The sequence below is a fragment of the Alteromonas sp. Cnat2-8 genome, assembly GCF_022348355.1.
Lineage (GTDB): Bacteria > Pseudomonadota > Gammaproteobacteria > Enterobacterales > Alteromonadaceae > Alteromonas > Alteromonas macleodii.
Window position 1 is genome coordinate 429,809 of the sequence record NZ_JAKREX010000001.1, and the last position, 20,593, is coordinate 450,401.

General features: G+C 44.6%; 19 protein-coding genes. 6 read left to right on the plus strand and 13 right to left on the minus strand.

The features are described from left to right. Positions 1–7 precede the first annotated feature (7 nt). On the plus strand, positions 8–1,306 hold the full coding sequence (locus tag MHN00_RS01815) for a PAS domain-containing methyl-accepting chemotaxis protein (protein ID WP_239300049.1): 1,299 nt from the start codon (positions 8–10) through the stop codon (positions 1,304–1,306). Between the two features lie 131 nt (positions 1,307–1,437). Here the strand turns inward: MHN00_RS01815 and MHN00_RS01820 are convergent, their stop codons facing one another. Then, positions 1,438–1,761: a DUF3718 domain-containing protein gene (locus tag MHN00_RS01820; protein WP_014975772.1), complete on the minus strand. Its 324-nt coding sequence runs from the start codon at positions 1,759–1,761 to the stop codon at positions 1,438–1,440. Positions 1,762–2,083: 322 nt separating this feature from the next. Here MHN00_RS01820 and MHN00_RS01825 point away from each other — a divergent pair, with 322 nt between their 5' ends. Continuing rightward, positions 2,084–2,686 (plus strand): YigZ family protein, encoded by a 603-nt coding sequence (locus tag MHN00_RS01825; protein ID WP_239300051.1) that lies wholly within the window; start codon positions 2,084–2,086, stop codon positions 2,684–2,686. 130 nt (positions 2,687–2,816) lie between these two features. Here MHN00_RS01825 and MHN00_RS01830 read toward each other — a convergent pair whose 3' ends face one another. From MHN00_RS01830 to MHN00_RS01840, 3 genes are all read right to left on the minus strand, one after another. Continuing rightward, complete coding sequence (locus MHN00_RS01830) at positions 2,817–3,353, minus strand: redoxin domain-containing protein (protein ID WP_239300053.1); 537 nt, start codon at positions 3,351–3,353, stop codon at positions 2,817–2,819. Between the two features lie 320 nt (positions 3,354–3,673). Then, positions 3,674–5,620 carry a M1 family metallopeptidase gene (locus MHN00_RS01835; protein WP_239300055.1) on the minus strand — a complete coding sequence of 649 codons (1,947 nt, stop codon included), beginning with the start codon at positions 5,618–5,620 and terminating at the stop codon, positions 3,674–3,676. Positions 5,621–5,840: 220 nt separating this feature from the next. Further along, a complete protein-coding gene (locus MHN00_RS01840) occupies positions 5,841–6,269 on the minus strand; it encodes an organic hydroperoxide resistance protein (protein WP_014948414.1) in 429 nt (142 codons plus the stop codon). Positions 6,270–6,408: 139 nt separating this feature from the next. Here MHN00_RS01840 and MHN00_RS01845 point away from each other — a divergent pair, with 139 nt between their 5' ends. From MHN00_RS01845 to MHN00_RS01855, 3 genes are all read left to right on the plus strand, one after another. Further along, positions 6,409–6,852 (plus strand): MarR family transcriptional regulator, encoded by a 444-nt coding sequence (locus MHN00_RS01845; protein ID WP_131135990.1) that lies wholly within the window; start codon positions 6,409–6,411, stop codon positions 6,850–6,852. A 346-nt stretch (positions 6,853–7,198) separates the two neighbouring features. After that, a complete protein-coding gene (locus tag MHN00_RS01850) occupies positions 7,199–7,873 on the plus strand; it encodes a hemolysin III family protein (protein WP_014948411.1) in 675 nt (224 codons plus the stop codon). A gap of 46 nt (positions 7,874–7,919) precedes the next feature. Then, positions 7,920–8,447 carry a hypothetical protein gene (locus MHN00_RS01855; protein WP_239300057.1) on the plus strand — a complete coding sequence of 176 codons (528 nt, stop codon included), beginning with the start codon at positions 7,920–7,922 and terminating at the stop codon, positions 8,445–8,447. Between the two features lie 100 nt (positions 8,448–8,547). Here the strand turns inward: MHN00_RS01855 and MHN00_RS01860 are convergent, their stop codons facing one another. From MHN00_RS01860 to MHN00_RS01875, 4 genes are all read right to left on the minus strand, one after another. Beyond that, on the minus strand, positions 8,548–9,489 hold the full coding sequence (locus tag MHN00_RS01860) for a hypothetical protein (RefSeq protein ID WP_014978448.1): 942 nt from the start codon (positions 9,487–9,489) through the stop codon (positions 8,548–8,550). A gap of 17 nt (positions 9,490–9,506) precedes the next feature. Beyond that, the gene (locus MHN00_RS01865; RefSeq protein WP_239300059.1) at positions 9,507–10,265 is read right to left on the minus strand and encodes a hypothetical protein; all 759 of its coding nucleotides are present in this window, start codon (positions 10,263–10,265) and stop codon (positions 9,507–9,509) included. Then, positions 10,265–10,795, minus strand: coding sequence for an RNA polymerase sigma factor (locus MHN00_RS01870; RefSeq protein WP_076011276.1), 531 nt, complete (start codon positions 10,793–10,795; stop codon positions 10,265–10,267). Before MHN00_RS01870 ends, MHN00_RS01865 begins: the two co-directional genes overlap by 1 nt. Before the next feature lie 257 nt (positions 10,796–11,052). After that, positions 11,053–11,961, minus strand: a complete 909-nt coding sequence (locus tag MHN00_RS01875; RefSeq protein WP_014997445.1) for a hydrogen peroxide-inducible genes activator — start codon at positions 11,959–11,961, stop codon at positions 11,053–11,055. 381 nt (positions 11,962–12,342) lie between these two features. Here MHN00_RS01875 and MHN00_RS01880 point away from each other — a divergent pair, with 381 nt between their 5' ends. Beyond that, on the plus strand, positions 12,343–13,320 hold the full coding sequence (locus MHN00_RS01880) for a universal stress protein (RefSeq protein ID WP_039219513.1): 978 nt from the start codon (positions 12,343–12,345) through the stop codon (positions 13,318–13,320). A gap of 96 nt (positions 13,321–13,416) precedes the next feature. Here MHN00_RS01880 and MHN00_RS01885 read toward each other — a convergent pair whose 3' ends face one another. The 5 genes from MHN00_RS01885 to MHN00_RS01905 form a co-directional block, all read right to left on the minus strand. After that, the gene (locus MHN00_RS01885) at positions 13,417–14,688 is read right to left on the minus strand and encodes an inorganic phosphate transporter (protein ID WP_039219516.1); all 1,272 of its coding nucleotides are present in this window, start codon (positions 14,686–14,688) and stop codon (positions 13,417–13,419) included. 340 nt (positions 14,689–15,028) lie between these two features. Next, positions 15,029–15,745 carry a phosphate signaling complex protein PhoU gene (gene phoU, locus MHN00_RS01890; RefSeq protein ID WP_014948403.1) on the minus strand — a complete coding sequence of 239 codons (717 nt, stop codon included), beginning with the start codon at positions 15,743–15,745 and terminating at the stop codon, positions 15,029–15,031. A gap of 150 nt (positions 15,746–15,895) precedes the next feature. Further along, a complete protein-coding gene (pstB, locus tag MHN00_RS01895) occupies positions 15,896–16,702 on the minus strand; it encodes a phosphate ABC transporter ATP-binding protein PstB (protein WP_239300061.1) in 807 nt (268 codons plus the stop codon). Between the two features lie 15 nt (positions 16,703–16,717). After that, the gene (gene pstA, locus MHN00_RS01900) at positions 16,718–18,277 is read right to left on the minus strand and encodes a phosphate ABC transporter permease PstA (RefSeq protein ID WP_076011279.1); all 1,560 of its coding nucleotides are present in this window, start codon (positions 18,275–18,277) and stop codon (positions 16,718–16,720) included. After that, a complete protein-coding gene (locus tag MHN00_RS01905; RefSeq protein ID WP_239300063.1) occupies positions 18,270–20,447 on the minus strand; it encodes an ABC transporter permease subunit in 2,178 nt (725 codons plus the stop codon). Before MHN00_RS01905 ends, pstA begins: the two co-directional genes overlap by 8 nt. Between the last annotated feature and the right edge of the window lie 146 nt (positions 20,448–20,593).

Sequence of the window (20,593 nt, forward strand, 5' to 3'; positions counted from 1 at the left end):
AGACGTTATGTTCGTATCAAGTTCTCGATACAATAATGACATTTCGGCTCTTAGGGACGAGAGCCAAGGCTTGCTTGGTACGCTGGATGCGTTCAAAAACACAATGGCCTATGCCATCTATAGTACTGATGGACAGTGCACATTTGCCTCTCCCGTATTACTTTCCATTTTGGATTACCCAAATTCAACCGCAACGTCGTTTTCCCATGCGGCAATGCGCGTTGAAGGTGTTGAACCTGAGTCACAGTACAAATCGTTTTGGCAACACTTGGTCAATGGCGGCAGCTTTAGCGACACGGTTGCAAGAAAATCGGCGTTAGGTGAAACGAAGTGGCTTAAGGCAAGCTACGTAGCGGTGAATAAGCATGGCGTTACAGAAATTCATGCCATTTACCACGATATCACTGAACATGAAAACGCCTATTTTGCTGGTAAAGCAGTGACTGACGCACTAAACAAGTCGATGGCGGTGATTGAGTTTCATCCTGATGGAACAATTATCACGGCAAATGAGAATTTTACTGCAACAGTGAAATACAGTTTGGCCGACATTCAAGGTAAACACCATCGCATGTTCTGTCGCGATAAGTTTTATCAAGAAAATCCTAATTTTTGGGATAACCTTGCCCGCGGTAATTTCTCTTCAGGCCAGTTTGAGCGCGTAGATGCGCACGGTAACGCATTGTGGTTGGAAGCAACGTACAACCCCGTGTTTGACGCTTCGGGCCGAGTAGTAAAAGTTATTAAATTTGCATCTAACATTACCGATGCAATTAACGAAAAGAATGCAATCGCACAGGCGGCGGAACTCTCAGTATCAACGGCAGAAGAGACGTCTCAAATTGCCCATGAAGGAGCCTCGTCACTTCAACGAAGCGTTGAGATTTTCAATACAGCCATGTTAGAAGTTGAGCAAACCAATCAACTTATGCACGAACTGAGTGAGCAATCGCTAAAAATTGAAACCATTGTGACAACGATTAGTGGCATTGCTGAGCAAACCAACCTTTTAGCACTAAATGCCGCTATTGAAGCTGCACGTGCAGGCGATCAAGGTAGAGGATTTGCTGTAGTAGCAGATGAAGTGAGGCAGCTAGCGCAACGTACCAGCGATTCAACTGTGGAAATTGAAAGTGTAGTGGCAGAGAACAGAAAGCTTGCTGACAAATCCACGAAGAAAATGGCAGGCGTTAAAGACAGTGTTGACCAAAATAGTCAACAGATTGCGCAAGTGCAAAGCATTATTGATGAAATTCAAAAAGGCGCATTGAATGTATCTGAAACTGTATCAGGTATTCTACGCTAGCAGTCATGTTAAATTAGTAAAAAGGGCTGTTGTATCATCAACAGCCCTTTTTTTAAACCCGCTTTTTCACACAGCCGATTTTTCGCGTACGCATACGTACAAGCCTAGCACCGTTTAATTGTGGGGGGGGGTTATTTTGCGTGCACCACGCTAGCAATCTGCTGCTGTTGAATATTCAGGTACTTCTTGATGCTTTCCCCGTTCTTGCCATATTGATCAACAAACGCAGCGACAGATAGTCCGTTACACGTCATGTCCTGTGCTACGTACTTTTTATCTAGCGCAGATTCTTTAATTTGTTCATGTAGCTTCCACTTGTTCCCGGTAGCGGCAGCAACGCAAAGGTTAGAGGTGACCGAATCGTCGGTAGGCTTAAATTCTACAGAAGCTAAAGCACTTCCGGTGAACACAGTAGTAAGAGCAACAATAGCGATAGCAGTAATACGTGATTTCATAGCATGATTTCCTTATTGGGACGAAGTTACGTTGTTGTGGCGTTACGCCTTGGCCACACTCATATTCACTATTACAATCACTGCGCCAACTTTATAAAACTATTTAAATTCAGAAACTTAACTTAAAATTAAGAAATAAGCCCCCGCTAGAACGTTAAACGAAATACGACCTTTCAAGATAATTCGCCAAATAGTAGTATTTTTGACCACTGCGTTCTATCTGAGCCTATCGTCGTCTAAAATTTCGTTTTATTAAGCGATAAAACACACTGCTTACCTTATTTGGCTTAAATAAAAAATTGTCTTAGCTTACAATGCGCTGATGACTTATCCCGTTCCAGCTAAACAGGTTGAAACCCTGTACGAAATTAAGAAAAGCAAATTCATTGCTTGTGCCGGCTTTGCAAATTCTCGTGAAAGTGCAATGGCGCTTTTAGATAGTGTGAAACAACGGTATCCCGACGCCAGACACCATTGCTGGGCTTATGTTTTTGGCAACCCTAACTCGCCAAGTAGCGCGGCGATGGCTGATGACGGCGAGCCTAGCGGCACTGCCGGTAAACCCATATTAAATGTACTCCAGCACAAAGATATCGGCGACATCATGATTATTGTCACGCGTTATTTTGGCGGAATTAAATTAGGTGCGGGGGGATTGGTAAGGGCTTACTCGGCTGCAGCACAGCAAGCCATAGATGCTCTTGAGATAAGACAAGAGATAAAGCTGGAACCGCTTAGCGTAGACATCGATTTCAAACACGAGCAGTTTGTACGTCACTTGGTAGAGCAAGCTCAAGGTAAAATTGCGAACTGTAACTATGGAAGCAGTGTGGTAATAAATGTTGAGCTACCTTTAGATGCACTGGAAGACTTTAAAAAGCAGATGGCCCCCATTGCTTTTTCAGTGTCAGTTGAAAACGAGTAAGCAATAGAAAACAACAAGCAAGCGATAAAATTAAGACTAGCTTTTGACGGTTTCTATATGTAAATAAAAAAGGCTCTGAAAACCACCAGAGCCTTACCTTTTAATCACACATAACTAGGGCCTGTTAACCTTATCCTTTGAAGGTGCCTCGAATGGGGTAGTTGTTATCTGGGTTACGTATAAACTCCAAGCCTGATACGAGTTGCTCTAAGTCAGGGCGCACAAACGGCGCGTTTGCTATTTCAGCAATATGAATGTCGTTTTTTTCATTCACTATAAATAGCGCAGGTTCAGCAAAATTGTGGTCGGTTTCTTTATCTGAGCGCGGCTTGGAGATGTATAGCCCAAGTTTTTCCATATCTTCTTGCGAGAGACCGTAAGCAATAGGGAACGTAATCGACAGGTCGTCTAGATGCTCATCGAGCTGTGCTTTGCTGTCACCACTTACAGCCACCAAATCAATATTGAGCTCACGTAGACGACCTTTATAATCTTCTAATTTGTTCAGGAATTTAGTACATATTGGGCAGTGTTCACCGCGATAAACAACCACCATTTTCCAATCACATCCCTCTTCTTTATTGGTAAGCGACACCGTTTCCCCTGTGGATAGGGTTGCTGAGACATCGGGAAATGTCGTTGCTGGATGCATTTTTTGCGTATACATAAAAACTCCTTAAAGTCGGTTTAATCCTTCAAAGTACAAGCAAGATCGCGATAAGCTGCTTTGTACAGATACACATCAAAGTAAAATTCTATACGTTGTACCCAACTTTCAGATCTTTTATTTGAACAATTGTTCAAATTTTTATTATTTTTCCTATCGCGTTTTCTATACCAGTGACAGACACAAAAAAAGCAGCTCAATTGAGCTGCTTTTATTTTTTAGCCAAGTAACGGTAATCTACAAACGTAGACCTTTACTGTCGCTATCACAAAAACGAAGGTCTTCTTATCGAGACCGGTTCGCATGAGTCTAATAAAGTCTTAGTTCACATAGCCTTCATTAGCTTTCACTGTAAGTGGGTGATAGCCCGGTTTCGCTTCTTCAAATGCGCGTTTAGCAAACGCCTTGCCTTCAGGTGTTTTTGATAGCTCGCGATAAAGGGGCTTAACAAGCTTATTGCGCCCTATCGACACCAAGTAGCTATACAAACGATCATAGGCAGGCTGATAGTTATTCTCTACTGCGATCATCAACCAGCTATGAGCAATTTCGTTGTTTTTAGTCGAGGTGAGTGAAAACGCTGAATCTAGCTCAGCCAGCTGTGCGCTGCTTAGCGATTCGGGCATGTTGTTTAGAAAATATAGCCACTCGTGTACAGTCCACTGCGCGGTTTCAATATCCGCCGCTTTCACGTCGCCAGAAAGCCAAGCGCTTCGTGTGTCATCGATTTTAGTGAACGCATCAGATTCTGGCTGTGGCGCTCCCTCGGGAATGCCTGGTTCAAAAATCCACGTTTGGATGCGCTCCGCGTCTAGCTTATCTGGATACTGCTTTAACAAGGTATCATCTAAATAAGCAATAAACGTGTCGGTAGTAATGCTCTTAAAAGCAAAGTCTTTAAAGTACTGCATTAAGAAAGCATCAAAGTTTTCTCGGCCAATTTTTTGTTCAATTTCACGTAAAAACAGTGCGCCTTTTTCATAGGGAATATTTGAGAAAACATCGTCCGGATTGCGACCACGAAGGTCAATAGCCAGGATCTCATCATTTTCCTCTAATGCAGCAACATCATTCTCCAGGTCTTGATAACCGAGCACCGCTTCTTTTTTAAAACGATCGTGACCGTAGATCATTTCCATAATTCGGTAAGTTAAGTAGGTTGTGAAGCCCTCGTTTAACCACAGATCACGCCATGTAGCGTTTGTTACCGTGTTACCAGACCAGCTGTGCGCCAGTTCATGAGCAATCAATGAAACCAAGCTTTTATCACCCGCGATAACCGTTGGCGTGATAAACGACAAACGAGGGTTTTCCATACCACCAAACGGGAATGACGGCGGTAGAATTAATAGATCGTAACGGTCCCACTGGTAAGGTCCATAGGTTTCTTCTGTTACTTCTAACATCGCCTCAGTGTCTTCAAATTCTTTCGCTGCACTTTCAAGTAGCGCAGGCTCAGCATACACACCGGTACGCTCACCCATGGCTTTAAATTCTAAATCACCTATAGCCAACGCAATAAGATACGAAGGGATAGGCTGTGGCATGGTAAACTCATATTCACCATCGCGCTCGGTGGTAGGATCGTTTGACGCACTCATCACCGCCAACAGCGCTTCAGGTGTCTTAATGGTCGCGTCATAGGTTACGCGTACTTGCGGTGAGTCTTGAAGCGGAATGAAGCTTCGCGCGTGAACCGCTTGCGCTTGGGTAAACAGGAACGGGTGCTTTTTACCTGCAGTTTGCGCTGGCGTTAACCATTGTACGCCAGACGCTTCAGGTGAGGTTGAATACGCAACCGTTACTGCGTTTGCGGAACTAGGTAACGTAATAGTAAGAGGTGTACCTAAATCAGGGTCAACCTCTCCCATTTCAAAAGGAACACTTTCACCGTCTACGGTAACACTTTGAATGTCCAATGCTCGCGTATCTAACACCAATGTGTTGTTGTCGGGCTTTTCACGCTTTACATCAAGCGTTACGTCGCCAACAAGCTGCTTGGTCTCAAAGTTTGCAGTTAGGTTTAGGCTGAGATGGGTAACCCGAATCTCATTAGGGTTCGCGAAGGAGTGATAATCTACCCCAGAGGCAATAGCCGCGTCAGCTTGGTTTGCTACTGCAACATTTTGTGCTTCAGTGTCAGAAGTCGAGCCTACGCTGACGGCTTGATCTTTGTCTGTCTTGGCTGCGTCTACATTGCTGTTGTCGCTGCATGCGAACAAAACAGGCGCGCATACGAATGTAGCCAGTAATCCGTATTTTTTCATATAACTTCCTAAAGGATGATTGATACGACCTCAGTGTATCAATCTGTTATATGACTGGCGACTCTAATTCGAAGAGCTGCGTTGTAACTGCGCTATATTTCGAAAAGCAGTAAGGGTTAACGTGAATAAGTGCAGGACAGCTACGCCATCTGACGAAGGCGTAGCTATCTGACGAGGGCATTAACTATCTGCGTTAACCGCTGACTCGTTTGCTGTTTAATTAAGCAAGGCTAATATCTACTTCAATATTACCGCGGGTCGCATTTGAGTATGGGCATACTTGATGTGCAGTTTCCACCAAGCCTTGCGCTTGTGCTTTGTCCATATCGCCCAAATCTACCGTCAGTTTTACTGCAATAGCAAAGCCTTGTTCAATAGGTCCAATTGCAACGTTGCCAGTTACACTAATGTCATCGGCCAGCTTAATTTTTTGCGATGCAGCCACATGCTTAAGTGCACCGATAAAGCACGCCGAATAGCCCGCTGCGAACATTTGTTCAGGGTTCGTCCCTTCTCCACCTGCACCGCCCAATTCTTTAGGTGTAGAGAGTTTAAGGTCTAGCTTACCATCACTTGATTTCGCTGTTCCTTCACGACCACCCGTTGCTGTTGCACTTCCGGTATAAACGACTTGTTGAAGTTTATGCATAGTTACTCTCCTCATAGGTTTATTTAAACAATTACTTTGCATGCAAAATAAATTATCACCAAACCAACTTGCAGATCAAGTGTTTTGTATGCAAAATATTATTGTTAAGAAAAAGCCTTACCGATAAGGGTTAAGCATCATGTCAGAATTATTGAAGTTGGAAAATCAGCTTTGCCACCGTTTTTATACGCTGTCGAATGCATTCACTCGTGCTTACCGCCCCCTTCTTAAAGCGCTGGATATCACCTATCCTCAATATGTGACTTTAATGGCGCTATGGGAAAACGATGGCATTACTATTGCCGAGCTTCTGGAGAGAACGGCCATAGACGGTGGTGCTATGTCGCTGATTCTCAAAAAGCTACAAGACAAAGGCTTTTTAGTTGTCACTAAAGATAAAGCCGACAAACGCGTTAAGCGCGTTCAACTCACTGAAACGGGCAAGAAGAAGAAAGCCATAGCAGAAGACGTGCCTGTGCAAATGCTCTGCAAGCTTAATGGCATGACTGCAGATGAAAGCCGTACGTTAAAAGTCCTACTGGACAAATTAGGCGGCTGTTTTGAGAATGCAGATTTAAACTAGTCCGGATAGATAATCACCACTCAGCCCTACATTCCCAAGCATTGCTAGGAAACTTGCCAGCGCCTTGTGAGTGGGCAATTATCTATGCGTATTGGTATTTTAACCTCTTTTTGTAATCTGATTGTCATCAGATTATTGACGTTTTCTGTTATTATTTTCGCATTGAGCGAACAAGTGTGCGCTATAATTGTCCTAATGGACGTAGTAGGGAAAATGCTGAGCTGCACGTTTCAATTGAAAGCGTTAGTCGCTGAAATGATCGCATGTCTTATCGAGAAAGTGCGACAAGAGGCTTTAAGGGCATTTACTACCCATTATTCTTAGAAAGAAAAAAACAGGAGCTGTGATGATCCAAGAACAGATTCAGACACAGGCTGTGCCGCAATCAAAAAGCATTCCTGCAAAAGCCTACTCTGTACTGGAAGAGTGGCTGAACAGTATTAGTCATGGGGTTGGCTTTATTGCTGCTATCGTGGGTTTAGTATTTATGTTGTATCGAGCGGAGGATACGCTCGCGTTAACCACTGCAGCTATTTATGGCTCTACACTCATTCTGGTGTTTTTAAGCTCAACCCTTTATCACGCTATTTCCCATCAAAAGGCAAAGGGATGGCTTAAGCTATTTGACCACAGCGCAATATACTTATTGATAGCAGGTACTTACACACCATTGTTACTGGTTTCGATTGGTGGCGTGTTGGGTATTACTATGACCGCGATTATCTGGAGCTTGGCAATTGGCGGCGTGGCGTTTAAGCTCGTCGCGCAGCACCGTTTCCCAAAGGTATCCGTGATGACTTATTTGCTGATGGGATGGATTGCACTGGGTCTTATCTACCCTCTTTATGTCGCCCTTCCCGGTGCTGGCCTATGGTTATTGGTAGCAGGCGGGCTGTGTTTCAGTGTAGGCGTGTGCTTTTACGTGGCAAAAAAGGTAAAGTACACCCATGCAATTTGGCACATGTTCGTGATTGGCGGATGTAGCTGCCACTACTTTTCAATTTATTATTTTGTCGTTTAACAAAAGGCCCAAATTAAGCTGCTATGCCAAAACCATGTAAAAACTTATGCTAACAAACAAGCAAGACGCCGAGAAAAAGGAAAACAGCACTACGTTGACACCAGGTATTGCGTGGTTTTCACTACACGCAGGGCATATATGCCTGGGTAAAAAACCTGTTGAAAGTGATTTTGAACGCCTTAAGTCACTGGGTGTTACCCATATTGCAACGGTTCAGACCAGTGAAGAACATGCGCCAGTTATACGCGACAATTCTGTTGCGGCTGGGCTAGAGTGGCTATGGGTTCCCTTTGTACATCCATCGTCAGAATCGCCTACTGAGGATACGCATCTTCATCAATACCTTCATGAACTATCTCAAATGTTGACCGAAGGAGCGAAGATATACTTACACTGCGATGGCTCACAGCATCGCTGTAGCCTTTTATTCTATGCACTTTGCCACTATTGCCGTGTTCCATCTAGTAGCGCTTACAATGCGCTGCACAGCTTTGGCGCTAGTGCGGCAAATAACCTTAAGAGATCCGAACTCACATGGGCAGCAGAATTAGGGCATATTGCACCTAAAATGTAGGCCAATAAAAAGCGCGCCTTCGTTATCAACGTTCATTAACGAAGGCGAGCGTGCTGTTTTAACAAAGCAAAGCGTTCATAAGTGCGCCGAGCTTATTTATTTAAAACTGATAAATATTAGCGTTGGTGAGAAGTTTATTCGCGTCTATTTTTTCTTGAACACAGCGCACTATATCAGCACGAGTAAATACATAAATTCGGTCTTTGCGCTCGCGGCTCTCGTCCATCTCAAAATCTTTCAGCACCATGCTGATATGTTCATTTTCCGGCAGACCGCGTAAGCCTGACCCAAATCTGCATAAGGTCTCGCTCATGCCCGACTCAAAACCGGCCAGAAACGTTTTGTAAGCTTGCTGCTGCTGCGCTTTACGCGCCTCCATTTGTTTAGTCTGCTCTTTTTCAATTGCTTTAAGCTCATCCTTCATGCTTTTTTCTTTCGCTTCTAATTGCTTAAGCTGCTCTCCAGACTGCTCTTTTTGCGCGAGTAATTCTTTTTTTCGCGCCTCGTCAGCGTGACGCAATTCAAAGGTAATATCTCGCAGTTCACGCTCTACTTCTCTTGCTTCCCAGGCAAGTTCACGCTGCATGTTGCGCAAGTCGCGTAAGCGACTATTGTTGTCAGCAAACGCCTGAGAAAAACGATGGCTGGTTTCTTCTGCGTAAGCTTCCCACTCTCTGGCTGCTTCAAACACAATGTCATCTACATCACTAAACGAATTTGCAGACGGAACTGGTGGTGCAGGCGGTGCAGGTGGTACGGTGGCAACTAATCCTTCTACCAGCGTTTCTATCTCTCGTACCCAGTTACCGCTTTGACCTCTTACTGAAAAAGTAAATACCGCCCCCTGCCCAGCAAGATAGCTGGTTTCGATTTGACTCACTCTCCAAGAATCAGTTGCGGCATTTTGTCGTAAGGACGTTTTGAGTACCCCAGACATTATTTCTAATTCATTCGATAGCGTGTCATATTTTTGCGCACTTTGTGCGTTCGCAAGACCACCAGCAGCAGAGCAAAGTAGTAAAGCAGTTAATAAGCGTTTCATAATTTCACCTAATTACATTAATCATCTAGCGACGACTGTGGATTGTTTGTTTCATACGGCATGGTTAATGGCACTTCAGAACGGCTGTTAGATAAACTTACCGCGCTGTACCCTATTTCAATGTCATCAATTTCATCCTGTAGACGCGTAAATTGGCGTGCATAGAATCTTTGATCGTCAATACGCTGCTCGTTGATAAATTTAATAAGCTCGGCAAAGTCGTGTTTGCGTTCTTCTCTACTCGACGCTAACAAGTACTTAGTAAGCTCTGCACTGCTTTGTTGCTGCTGTTTAGATAGCGCCTGAGCGTATTCTTTGAATAGTGTTTGGTTTGCTTGTTGATAGAAATCACGTTGCTCACCTAAAGCTTTAGCAACTTCTTGCGTAACGCGCTGCTCAACCATTTCATCCACTCTGTTGGCGCTTTTGTTTGAAAACGTAAGCGCTATACCGTTATCGCTATACGACAGCTTTGCGCCGGTGAGTACGGCTAACAGCGCACACGCCGACATGGCCATGGCACACGCTGGCAAGCTAAACCAAGACGACAGCGAACGTGGTTCATCTTTTTTAAAAAAGGTCTGTTCTTTGTCCCACTGGGGAAGTGCCGGAGCAACGAAGCTTGCACTTGCGCTGTTCAAACGGGCGCTATTTTCTACCGCCTGCGCGAACTCAGCATCTGAATCGCACAACGCGTTAAACTGCTTTTCCTGCTCGCTATCAAGCGAGTTGTCCAGATAAGCTGAGAATAAGGCTTCTTTGTCATATAAGGTCATTATTCCAACTCCAACTTCAACTTTGCCAAGGCTGCGTAAAGTCGCGACTTAGCGGTATTTACTGAGATATCCATTTGCTGTGCAATTTCTTCGAACGTGAAGTGGCCGAAGAATTTCAATTCCACCACCGCTTTTTGGCCTAAAGGTAAAGTCTGCATAGCCTGCGTTAACGCTCTACTCTCTCGGTCGCTATAAAGCTGCATTTCTGGGCATGGTGCACCGCAAAGCGGCGCCTGTATGTCGTCAATGTCTGAATGCGGCTTTCGCTTGCGATACAACTCAACACAGCGGCAGTGGGCAATGCGATAGAGCCAACTTTTAAAACTGCCCTCACCTTTAAAACAGGCAAGACTGCGAAACACAGAGATAAAAATCTCCTGCATTAAATCTGCTGCATCATGGCTATTCCCTGTCATTCGAATACCGTATTGGTACATAGCGGTTTCGTAGCGAGATATAAGCGTAAACCACGCCTTTTTATTACCCTGTAATGCCTGTTCCACGAGTTTTTCATCTCGTTTTTTAAACACGCCGTTCCCCGTTTTTACGCTCTATTTTTTTACTTAACCATTAAGTCGATAAGCTTTGCAAAAAAGTTTGTTTATTTGATAAATAAATTGCCATTTAGGGAATAACGCCACTGAAACTGCGCTTTAGATGAAGGATGAAGAGCTTCTCTGGGGTTGGTGCACAAAACAATATTTGATGTCAGCAGTAAAAAAGCGGTTGAGCCTATAGGCTCAACCGCTTTAGCTAACTATGAAGGAAAGCGCGCTCAGCGCCAGCACTATTTTAGTGTGGGAATGGGTAATAGAGGCGAGATAATTTCACCAATACGACGAAACAGCTGCATTCGCGTTGTACCTGAACGCCATACTAAGCCAATCTCACGGAAGCCCTGCTCTTCCGCTGGAAAGCTCTTAAGACCGGTGTGCTCAAGAATAGATTGATTTATCGCTAGTTCAGGTAAGAAGGTGTAGCCCATTTTGCTATTAGCCAGCTGCACCAAGGTATACAAGCTGCTTGCTGCAACACTGCTGATTTGATCGCTGTGCTGAAGATTACACGCGCTTACCGCATGCCCAGTCATACAGTGCTCTTGCTGAAGTAGGAAAATACTCTTTTTAGGTAAGGTCGAAATGTCGACTGGGTTTGGAAGTTGCTCAGCCATATCTTTGTGCGCAATAAGATGGAACGGATCGTGTCCCAATATCATCTGTTTGCACCCAGGCGTTTCCATTGGCAGTGCTAGAATAAGTAAGTCTAATCTGCCGTCGGTTAACTGCTGTAGCAGCTTCTCGGTCGTGTCTTCCTGCATCTCCAAGTTTATCTCGGGTAGAAATGCAGAAAACGCCCCCATCATGCCTTCAAATAAAAATGGCGCAATGGTTGGAATAACACCTAGTTTTAGGGTGCCTCGCTGCCAGTTACCCGCGTTTTGCGCATACTCAACAAGCTCTCCCGCTTCTTGAAGCAATACTTTACTACGTTCAACAATATCCAACCCCAAAGACGTAAACACAAAGGTCTTATGTTCACGCTCAAGAAGCTGGCTTCCAAAGTGCTCTTCTAGATTCTGAATGGCCGTACTTAATGTTGACTGACTTACATTACAGCGCTGGGCAGCACGATGAAAATGTTGCTCTTGATGTAGCGTCACCAAATAGTGCAGGTGCTTAAGATTAGGCCATTTCATGGGCATCTCTCAGTTATTTAAAAATGGATTAAAAGATATTGGATTAATCTAACATAAAGATTAAATACAGCCTAGAGCTCTTATACCAAGGTTCCTGAGTATTGTTAAAAACAGTTAGCTGATACACCTAAAAAAACCTCACCATTACTTTCACGCGCCTAACAGTCTTAAACACAACAATTTTTTTGGTTTATTAAGCAAGTGGCATTTCAGTAATAGGTTTGTACAATTTCCAAATATAAAGCGTATTAGAATGCGTTATACGTGCTGGAAAGCCGCTACAACTAGCGTTAGGATTAAACCAGTAAGATATTTTTACAGCGAAGTAAGACCCGCTCTTGTATCATTCAGTCAATAGAGCGATTAACTATTGAGGGCAGTATGAAAGGACATTATAAGAACATTTTATGCGTATTGAGTGACTCGCATCGTCAGGATGATACGGTTGCCCAGGCGCTGCATATCGCCAAAGCACATCAAGCTAAACTTACCATCATGCTTTCTCTTGAGTCACTGCCACCTAACGCCAGCATGGTCATGGAGTCTTTCTCTTACGTTGATTCTCAGCAAACTATGGAAACCCAAGCTCAGCACTGGTTAAAAGAACAAGCAGAGAGCTGGGGAAAAAACTATCCCGTATCTACCGCGGTAGCAGTAGGACAACCCCTTATCGACGTTGTGCGCTACGTTCAGAAGAACAAGATCGATTTAGTGATTAAGCGAGCAGAAGAAAGCTTTCTGGATAAGTTATTCGGAAGCTTAGATATGCGCTTGTTCCGCAAGTGCCCCTGCCCGGTATGGATCATTAACCACAAGCCTCGTAGCCAATACAAAAACGTGGTTGCAGCACTAGATTTGAACTATCACTACCCACAGCATGAAGTTTCAATCAGGCGCGACCTGAACCGCGACATTCTACGCCATGCAAGCCAAATAGCCTTGTTAGAGTTTGCACAGCTACACATTGTTCACGTTTTTGATGCTGTTCCTGAGAACATAGCAAGAGACGGTTTCATATCGGTTGATAACGATAGAATGGAAACCGACTTAGCGAAAATCCATGCAGAGCGTGAAGCTGAACTAGATAAACTGCTTGAAGAGCTAGGCAATGAGCTTGAAGAAGATGTAATGGAGTATTTAAAGCCTCAGAAGCACATTGTTCACGGCTACCCTAGAAGAGAAATTGCAGCCACTACCACGTCCCTTGACACCGACATTATCGTAATGGGCACAGTGGCACGTTTGGGCGTGCCTGGCTATATCATGGGCGACACCGCGGAAGAAACCATTCATCAGCTAAAATGCGCCGTAGTGGGCGTTAAACCACGCGGTTTTGAAACGCCTATATCTATTGATTAAAGAAAACATTCCACAAACAAAAAGGCCGTGCTTCACTTCAAGCACGGCCTTTTTTAATTCTTTTCGCTTAATACGAACGTTTGTTAGCGCTATGTTCTACGCTACGCCAAACGACGCTTTAAGAATGTAGAAGAAGATAATCGAAAGGATTGCGCCAGCAGGCAAAGTTACAATCCACGATACGACGATATTTCTTACAATACCCAGGTTAAGCGCTGATACACCACGCGCCAGACCTACACCTAGTACCGCTCCTACAAGCGTTTGTGTAGTAGAAATAGGTAAACCAGTACCCGATGCAATAACTACTGTACACGCTGCTGCAAGTTCTGCTGCAAAACCACGACTTGGTGTTAAGTGTGTAATACCCTGTCCAATGGTCTTGATAACGCGATGCCCGAATAGCGCAAGACCCGCAACAATACCTAAACCACCTAGAGGAAGGATCCACGGTGCAAGGGTAGTGCTAGAGTTAATTTCACCACCACTACTTACTACGCTAACTACTGCAGCCAACGGCCCAATAGCGTTAGCTACATCATTTGAACCGTGGGCAAACGCCATACAACAGGCTGTTACTACCATTAGCAGTGCGAATACTTTCTCAACGTTAGCCGCCTGTAGGTCTGCATCTTCAGAACCGCTGAACTTCATACGGCCGATAAACCATTTACCCAAGAAGCCCAATGCTACAGCAATAGCAATCGCCAGCAGATATCCGTTAACGGCGCTTAGCTCTAGACCAACGTGCTTAAGGCCTTTCTTGATAGTAACAAGCGACATAACAAAGCCCGCTAATGCCATATAAAACGGCACATAACGCTTGGCATTTGCAAACGGTGAGGCTGTTTGGAAGATAAGCTTGTGCGCGCTCATGAAAATAAGATAAGCAATCACGCCAGATATAGCAGGGGTTACGACCCAGCTACCAACAATACCGCCCACTTTGTCCCATGCTACCGCGTCCATGCTGACGCCAGTGGCAGTAAAACCGATGATTGCACCGATAATTGAGTGAGTTGTAGATACAGGCCACCCCAACCACGACGCTACCGCCAGCCAGATTCCAGCTGCAAGTAATGACGAGATCATGCCTAATACAAGGTATTCAGGTATGTCTATAAAATAGGTTGAGTCGATAATCCCTTTTCGAATGGTAGACGTTACTTCGCCACCTGCTAGGTAGGCGCCAGCAAACTCAAATATCATTGCAATGATAATGGCTTGTTTTATGGTTAAAGCTTTAGAACCTACTGACGTACCCATTGCGTTGGCAACGTCATTCGCTCCAATACCCCATGCCATGACGAAACCAACGCCGGCGGCAAGGATTATAAGAATTAGGCCATAACTTTCAAAAAATTCCACGGATAATCGCTCCCGATCTAAACGCGATTTAGGCTGGACGCTACTTGAGTAAGTAGCATGATCTCTTCACCACAAAGGCTAGAGAATGAAGTTAAAGACAAATTGTGTTTTATCATAAGGTTCGATTAAATTTTGCACGATCTGTTCTTGGCTGCGGCGCATGATAACGTAATCATGTTAGAAGCCATAGCGAAAATCACTGAAAAACGATAAAAGTATGCGGAATTATTTGAATGCGATGATAAAACCACCAAATATTTCAGTTTTATGACAAATAAATTTCACGAACTTTCATATTTGAATATTACTACGCAAAATCACACTGACCATTTGGACAGGTTTACGTCAAATCTTCCAGCTTTTGCTGCATATTTTCCAGCGGTGTATGTCTAACATCGGTACCGCGAGTGAGATAAACCACATATTCACACACGTTTTTACATCTATCACCAATTCGCTCTAACGAGCGCATTGCCCACAACACATCCAGCCAATCCTGCATGTCGTCAGTGCTTTTCTGCATTTCGGAGGTGGTATACGACAGCAGCCGTTTGTACTCACTGTCAATGCGGTTGTCTTGGTCGTACACTTCTAATGCAGCGGCCTCATCCTGACGGGCAAAAGCGTCGAATGTGCCGCGCATCATGGCGGCGACTCTCTCACCAATAAGCAACATACTGCTCTTGATAGTATCTGAACTCGGCAGCTTATTGCGCGTTACCAGTTTAGCAATACGCTCGATTTCATCGCCCATTCGCTCAATATCGGTAATGGCTTTGGAAATGGTCATAATCAAACGCAGGTCACTGGCGGTAGGATGACGTTTGGCAATAATGCGCAAGCACTCTTCATCAATTTGAATTTCCATGGAGTTAATTTTTAAGTCGTTTAACACCACTTTTTCAGCCAGAGCGGCGTGATTGTGCTTTACCGCTTTTAACGTATCCACCAGCTGCTGCTCAACTTCGCCTCCCATGGTTAATACCGAGTTACGCAAGTTTTCCAACTCGATATTAAAGGTACCTGAGATATGCGTATTTAAGGCTACCTGTCGCATGGTGATTTCTCCTCGCGCCATAAGCTTAATAAATAACGGCTAGACAATGTGCCAGTACCTATCGTTGCACTATTATTACAAGCCGCAACGCCATGCCAAACTTCAGCAGTGCGGCGCAACTCCAAGTTAGAACGCACGTTCACTGCACCGTTATCCATATCGCCCCGTTATATAATCTTCGGTTTGTTTTTTGTCCGGCATGGTAAACAGCGTATCGCTGTCTGCATATTCTATTAGCCTGCCCTGATGGAAAAAGGCGGTATAGTCGCTAACTCGAGCTGCTTGCTGCATGTTGTGCGTCACAATAATAATGGTGCATTGCTTTTTTAATGCGTCCATTAGCTCTTCAATAAAAAGTGTGGTTAGTGGGTCAAGGGCTGAGGTCGGTTCATCAAGAAGCAGAATGTCGGGCTTTAATGCCAATGCTCTTGCAATAACTAAACGCTGTTGCTGACCGCCAGATAAAACATGGGCAGATTCAAATAAACGATCTTTAACCTCGTCCCATAACGCAGCCTGTTTTAGTGCGCTTTCTACCGCATCGTCTAAGTGTCGTCGAATTTTCACACCCTGAAGCTTAAGCCCATAACACACGTTCTCATAGATGCTCATGGGAAAGGGATTGGGGCGCTGAAATACCATGCCTACATTTGTTCTTAGGCGTGACACATTTATTTTACGACTATTGATGTTTTGACCATCAATAATAATTTCACCATTGTATTTGCAGCCGTCATACAAATCGTTAAGTCGGTTGAAACAGCTTATCAGTGTAGATTTGCCGCAGCCACTTTGACCAATCAACGCGGTTATTTTGTTTTTGGGGATTCGCATGCTGATGTCATTTAACACATGCTTATTGCCAAACCACAGGTTGAGTTTTTTAACCTCTACCGCGGTTTGCTCTTCACTAATATCGTTTACGTTTAGCGTATTGTGTTCAAACAACTTCAACATGTTACTAGACCTGTATTATCCTTTGAGATAGCGTTTACGAAGGCGCGCTCTAAGTACAACTGCCAGAATATTTAATACAAAAACTACTACCAGTAATAGTAAGCAGGCGGCGAACATCATACTTGCGCTTTTTCCATCGGTTTGGCTGTGAAACGCTCCGTCATAGATAAGCACGCCCAAATGCATAAACTGCCTATCAAGATGAAGATAGGGAAATTCACCATCTATGGGCAAGGTTGGCGCAAACTTGACCGCACCAACTAACATAAGTGGCGCTACTTCACCTGCCGCCCTCGCAATCGCCAGAATTACGCCAGTCATAATCCCCGGAGACGCGATAGGCAATACGGTACGTACTATAGTCTCAATTTTAGTTGCCCCTAACGCGTAACTGCCCGCTTTCAATCCTTCCGGCACTCTGCGCAAGCCTTCTTCAGTCGCCACTATCACCACAGGTAAGGTCAAAATAGCCATGGTTAAGGCAGCCCAAAATACACCTGGGCTTCCCATGGTTGGCGCTGGCAATGTGTCACTAAACAATAGCTCATCAATACTGCCGCCTAAGGTATAAACAAAGAAACCAAGTCCAAACACGCCGTAAACTATAGAAGGCACCCCTGCCATATTGCTTACACTTACACGAATAATGGTGGTCAGTGCCGTGTTAGGCGCATATTCACTCAGGTAAATAGCGGCCAACACCCCAAAGGGCGTTACGATGATGGTCATTAAGAATACCATGAGTACAGTGCCAAACAACGCGGGGAATACGCCGCCAGAGGTATTTGCTTGCTTAGGCGAATCAGTTAAAAACACGCCTATTTCTGAAAACACTACCTGCCACTTCTCCATTGTGCTTAAGCGACTTACAAAGTCCACATCTTGAATACTAGAAATAGGGATAACAAACGGCGTACCGTCTGCAAAACTTACCAGCAAGGTGTACTCAGCCCGCGTCACCTCTAAAGCTTCAACACGCTTTTGATATTCATTAAATGACGCGACCAAGCGCTCTCTTGCTGGTGCGTCAGCCACCACGTTACGTTTATCAAATTGAGACAGCGCTTCGTGAATAGGCGCTAGATGACGCGTATTGAGATCTTCAATTTGCGCACTGATCTGGGCAACTTCCTCTATGACAGCATCAATTTTGTCTAGGGTCTGTGGCGGTTTAGAAGGGACTACAATATATTCGGGAATAGCCAACACGCGCCTGCCATCCAATAATTTGATGTCTGCGCTGTTTTTCGCGAGCAATGTGCTAGATAAGTTTTCTCGCGATAATTGAATTTGAAAGCCATAAGGATGCTGAGTATCTGAGTAATTCAGGGTCACATCCTCATTTGAGGGGTCATCAAATACATTAGCGAGTACTGAGAACGCCGTACCGTCTTGATGTGTACCATTTACGGTATAGATAGGTTCAGGCCAAAAATAAGCCGTCCCGCGAAAGCTTATTAACAAGAGCACGCTCACCAGTGCGATAAGCAGTAAGCTAGTGAAAAAGGCTGTTAGACTGATAACCAGCGACTGGCGCTGAACTGCGCTTAATCCAAACATTGTTCGATTAACCATAATACGCCCTACTTCTTATATGCTGGCGCAGTAGCTCTGCTATGGTGTTTACCAAAAAAGTAAATAAGAACAAAATGCACGCGGTAAAAAATAAAATTTGATAGTGCGCGGATGATACATCGGCCTCTGGTAGTTCGATTGCCAAGTTGGCAGTAAGTGCTCGCAAACCCTCAATCAAGCCCCAACTGGAGATTGGTGTATTTCCTGTAACCATTAGAACAATCATGGTTTCACCAAACGCACGGCCAAAACCTAGCATTATCGCGGCAACGATGCCCGGCAGTGCAACGTGCAGCACAACGCGGAGCAAGGTCTGTAAGCGAGTTGCGCCCAGTGCAAACGAAGCATGTTTTAAGTCGTTTGGAACGCCGTTAATGGCATCTTCAGCTAAAGAATAAATACTCGGTGAAATAGCCACACCTAACGCAAGCGCTACCACTATGGTGGTTTTACCAATGGGACTATTCGATTCAGATGCAAGTAGCGTAAACCCGTCCACTCCCATCACCGAGAAAATAAGCGCGGGCGCATACTCCACGCTTATAAAACCTAAAAAGAACACACCACCTATAGCAAAAAGTAGTTCTGCACCATGCCTTAGTTTTTTAGGTAGGTACTCCGCAATAGGGCGTTGCACCAAAGCAACAACTATAAGCACAAAAGGAATCACGATAAGGAAAAAGGCAAAGGAAAACAAAAACTGCTCGGCTTTCGGCGACAGCCAAATGGCCGCGATAAACCCGATTAACACGCTGGGTATGGCTTCTAATAGCTCAATAGCCGGTTTTATAATGTTGCGCAGACGGCTTTTGGCGAAAAATGCGGTGTATATAGCGGCGCCGATGGCAACAGGTATTGCAATTAGCAGTGCCAAAAGAGAAGCTTTGATGCTGCCTATCAAAAGCGGCGTTAAGCTAAATTTAGCCTCCTGAAAATCGGAAGCACTGGTGGTTTGCCACACCGTTTCTTCTGCTCCGTACCCCTCATAATGTTGCGGCTCAAACAGCGATGCCCACGTGGTAATGCCGCTTAAATGCTTCCCTTCCCATACTGAAAGCGTATTGCCTGAGTAGCCGTAAAGCTTATTACCATACCAGGTGATATTCTCGGCGGTACGCTCAATTTGTTGCGACGCCACTACATCACCTGATACGCGGTTTACCAACAGTACCCGTGCTTTATCGGTTAGCACAGCCACTAGATTCATACTGGCATGCTCTGCTACGTCTCTTACTATCTCTCCTGGAAGCGCTATTTGGTAGGTTGGTTTAAATATGAGGCCTTTTTCACTTTTACTCAGCACCCAGCGAGTCAGTGTCTGCGTTTTTGTATTCGTTAAAAAGAAAGTGCGGTCTTTAGCGAGAGGAAAAATGATGTTCTCATCTAACGATGCATCAATACCACTTATTATGGGTAGAAGTGATGCCCCTTTATCGCTGAGCCGGTTGAGGTAAAGCGCATCTTCAATTTGAAGCAGCACACTCTCGCTACCAGGCAGCAGCACCAACCTATCTACATTGTAAAACCGTTTGTCTACCACCTGCGTGGGACGAAGCCGATTCACCCAACGAATAAAAACACTGTTACCTTTCGAGATAGACACCACAGCCCATTTGGAAGACAGGGCCATATTCCAGTTGTCACGCTCTCGCCATTTTTCTTTAGGTAATGCGAAAGTAATATTATTGGACAACGTAGCTTGGGGCGCACTCGTTGCAATATCAACCGCTGTGCTGTCGCCCATGTTGAACGATCTAACCGGCAAGACCCTCACTTGAGCATTAGGCGATACATCAACAATATAGTTCTCTCCCATCACGCTATGGGCTGACAACCTATGCTCACAAGGTCGAATGTAATCGTGATTACTCTCCAAACTATCGCCTTTAAGCAACTTTAAACCTAATCTACAGTCAGACTTTCTAACCAGCAGCGGCTGGCTATTGATGATGTCGCCGGCGCTGATAATTTCTTCGTTGTCTTGGGTTTTAAAGCTTGAAAGGTGTTGTAAGCTAGGGGTGTATGCCAAAGGCAGAGCTTGGCTTATTAAGTGGGTGATAAGAATAACTAACGTCAACAAAACAAGGCCGCCAAAGCCCGTCACTACATAGCGTGACCACCTGTCGCTGCGCTGGCGCTTTTTGTTTGTGCTGTTGCTGTCGAAAGTCATGCGGCTGTTTAGTAATTCTTATTTTCGAAATTCTTCATTTTTAAGAAGAATAACCCTAAATTGCACTGGTGAGCAGTGTAAGTTTTGTTATGCTAATAGCAAGTGAAAGTTTATGGCATTACCTTCGCGCAACCTACTCTGCGCCT

Excerpts from the sequence above, each read along its gene's own strand:
- MHN00_RS01855 (WP_239300057.1), top strand. The coding sequence starts at position 7,920 with ATGCTAACAAACAAGCAAGACGCCGAGAAAAAGGAAAACAGCACTACG.
- MHN00_RS01830 (WP_239300053.1), bottom strand. The coding sequence starts at position 3,353 with ATGTATACGCAAAAAATGCATCCAGCAACGACATTTCCCGATGTCTCA.
- MHN00_RS01865 (WP_239300059.1), bottom strand. The coding sequence starts at position 10,265 with ATGACCTTATATGACAAAGAAGCCTTATTCTCAGCTTATCTGGACAAC.
- MHN00_RS01825 (WP_239300051.1), top strand. The coding sequence starts at position 2,084 with ATGACTTATCCCGTTCCAGCTAAACAGGTTGAAACCCTGTACGAAATT.
- MHN00_RS01840 (WP_014948414.1), bottom strand. The coding sequence starts at position 6,269 with ATGCATAAACTTCAACAAGTCGTTTATACCGGAAGTGCAACAGCAACG.
- pstA (WP_076011279.1), bottom strand. The coding sequence starts at position 18,277 with ATGGTTAATCGAACAATGTTTGGATTAAGCGCAGTTCAGCGCCAGTCG.
- MHN00_RS01860 (WP_014978448.1), bottom strand. The coding sequence starts at position 9,489 with ATGAAACGCTTATTAACTGCTTTACTACTTTGCTCTGCTGCTGGTGGT.
- MHN00_RS01850 (WP_014948411.1), top strand. The coding sequence starts at position 7,199 with ATGATCCAAGAACAGATTCAGACACAGGCTGTGCCGCAATCAAAAAGC.
- pstB (WP_239300061.1), bottom strand. The coding sequence starts at position 16,702 with ATGTTGAAGTTGTTTGAACACAATACGCTAAACGTAAACGATATTAGT.
- MHN00_RS01815 (WP_239300049.1), top strand. The coding sequence starts at position 8 with ATGTTCGTATCAAGTTCTCGATACAATAATGACATTTCGGCTCTTAGG.
- MHN00_RS01835 (WP_239300055.1), bottom strand. The coding sequence starts at position 5,620 with ATGAAAAAATACGGATTACTGGCTACATTCGTATGCGCGCCTGTTTTG.
- MHN00_RS01820 (WP_014975772.1), bottom strand. The coding sequence starts at position 1,761 with ATGAAATCACGTATTACTGCTATCGCTATTGTTGCTCTTACTACTGTG.
- MHN00_RS01875 (WP_014997445.1), bottom strand. The coding sequence starts at position 11,961 with ATGAAATGGCCTAATCTTAAGCACCTGCACTATTTGGTGACGCTACAT.
- phoU (WP_014948403.1), bottom strand. The coding sequence starts at position 15,745 with ATGCGACAGGTAGCCTTAAATACGCATATCTCAGGTACCTTTAATATC.
- MHN00_RS01905 (WP_239300063.1), bottom strand. The coding sequence starts at position 20,447 with ATGACTTTCGACAGCAACAGCACAAACAAAAAGCGCCAGCGCAGCGAC.
- MHN00_RS01845 (WP_131135990.1), top strand. The coding sequence starts at position 6,409 with ATGTCAGAATTATTGAAGTTGGAAAATCAGCTTTGCCACCGTTTTTAT.
- MHN00_RS01880 (WP_039219513.1), top strand. The coding sequence starts at position 12,343 with ATGAAAGGACATTATAAGAACATTTTATGCGTATTGAGTGACTCGCAT.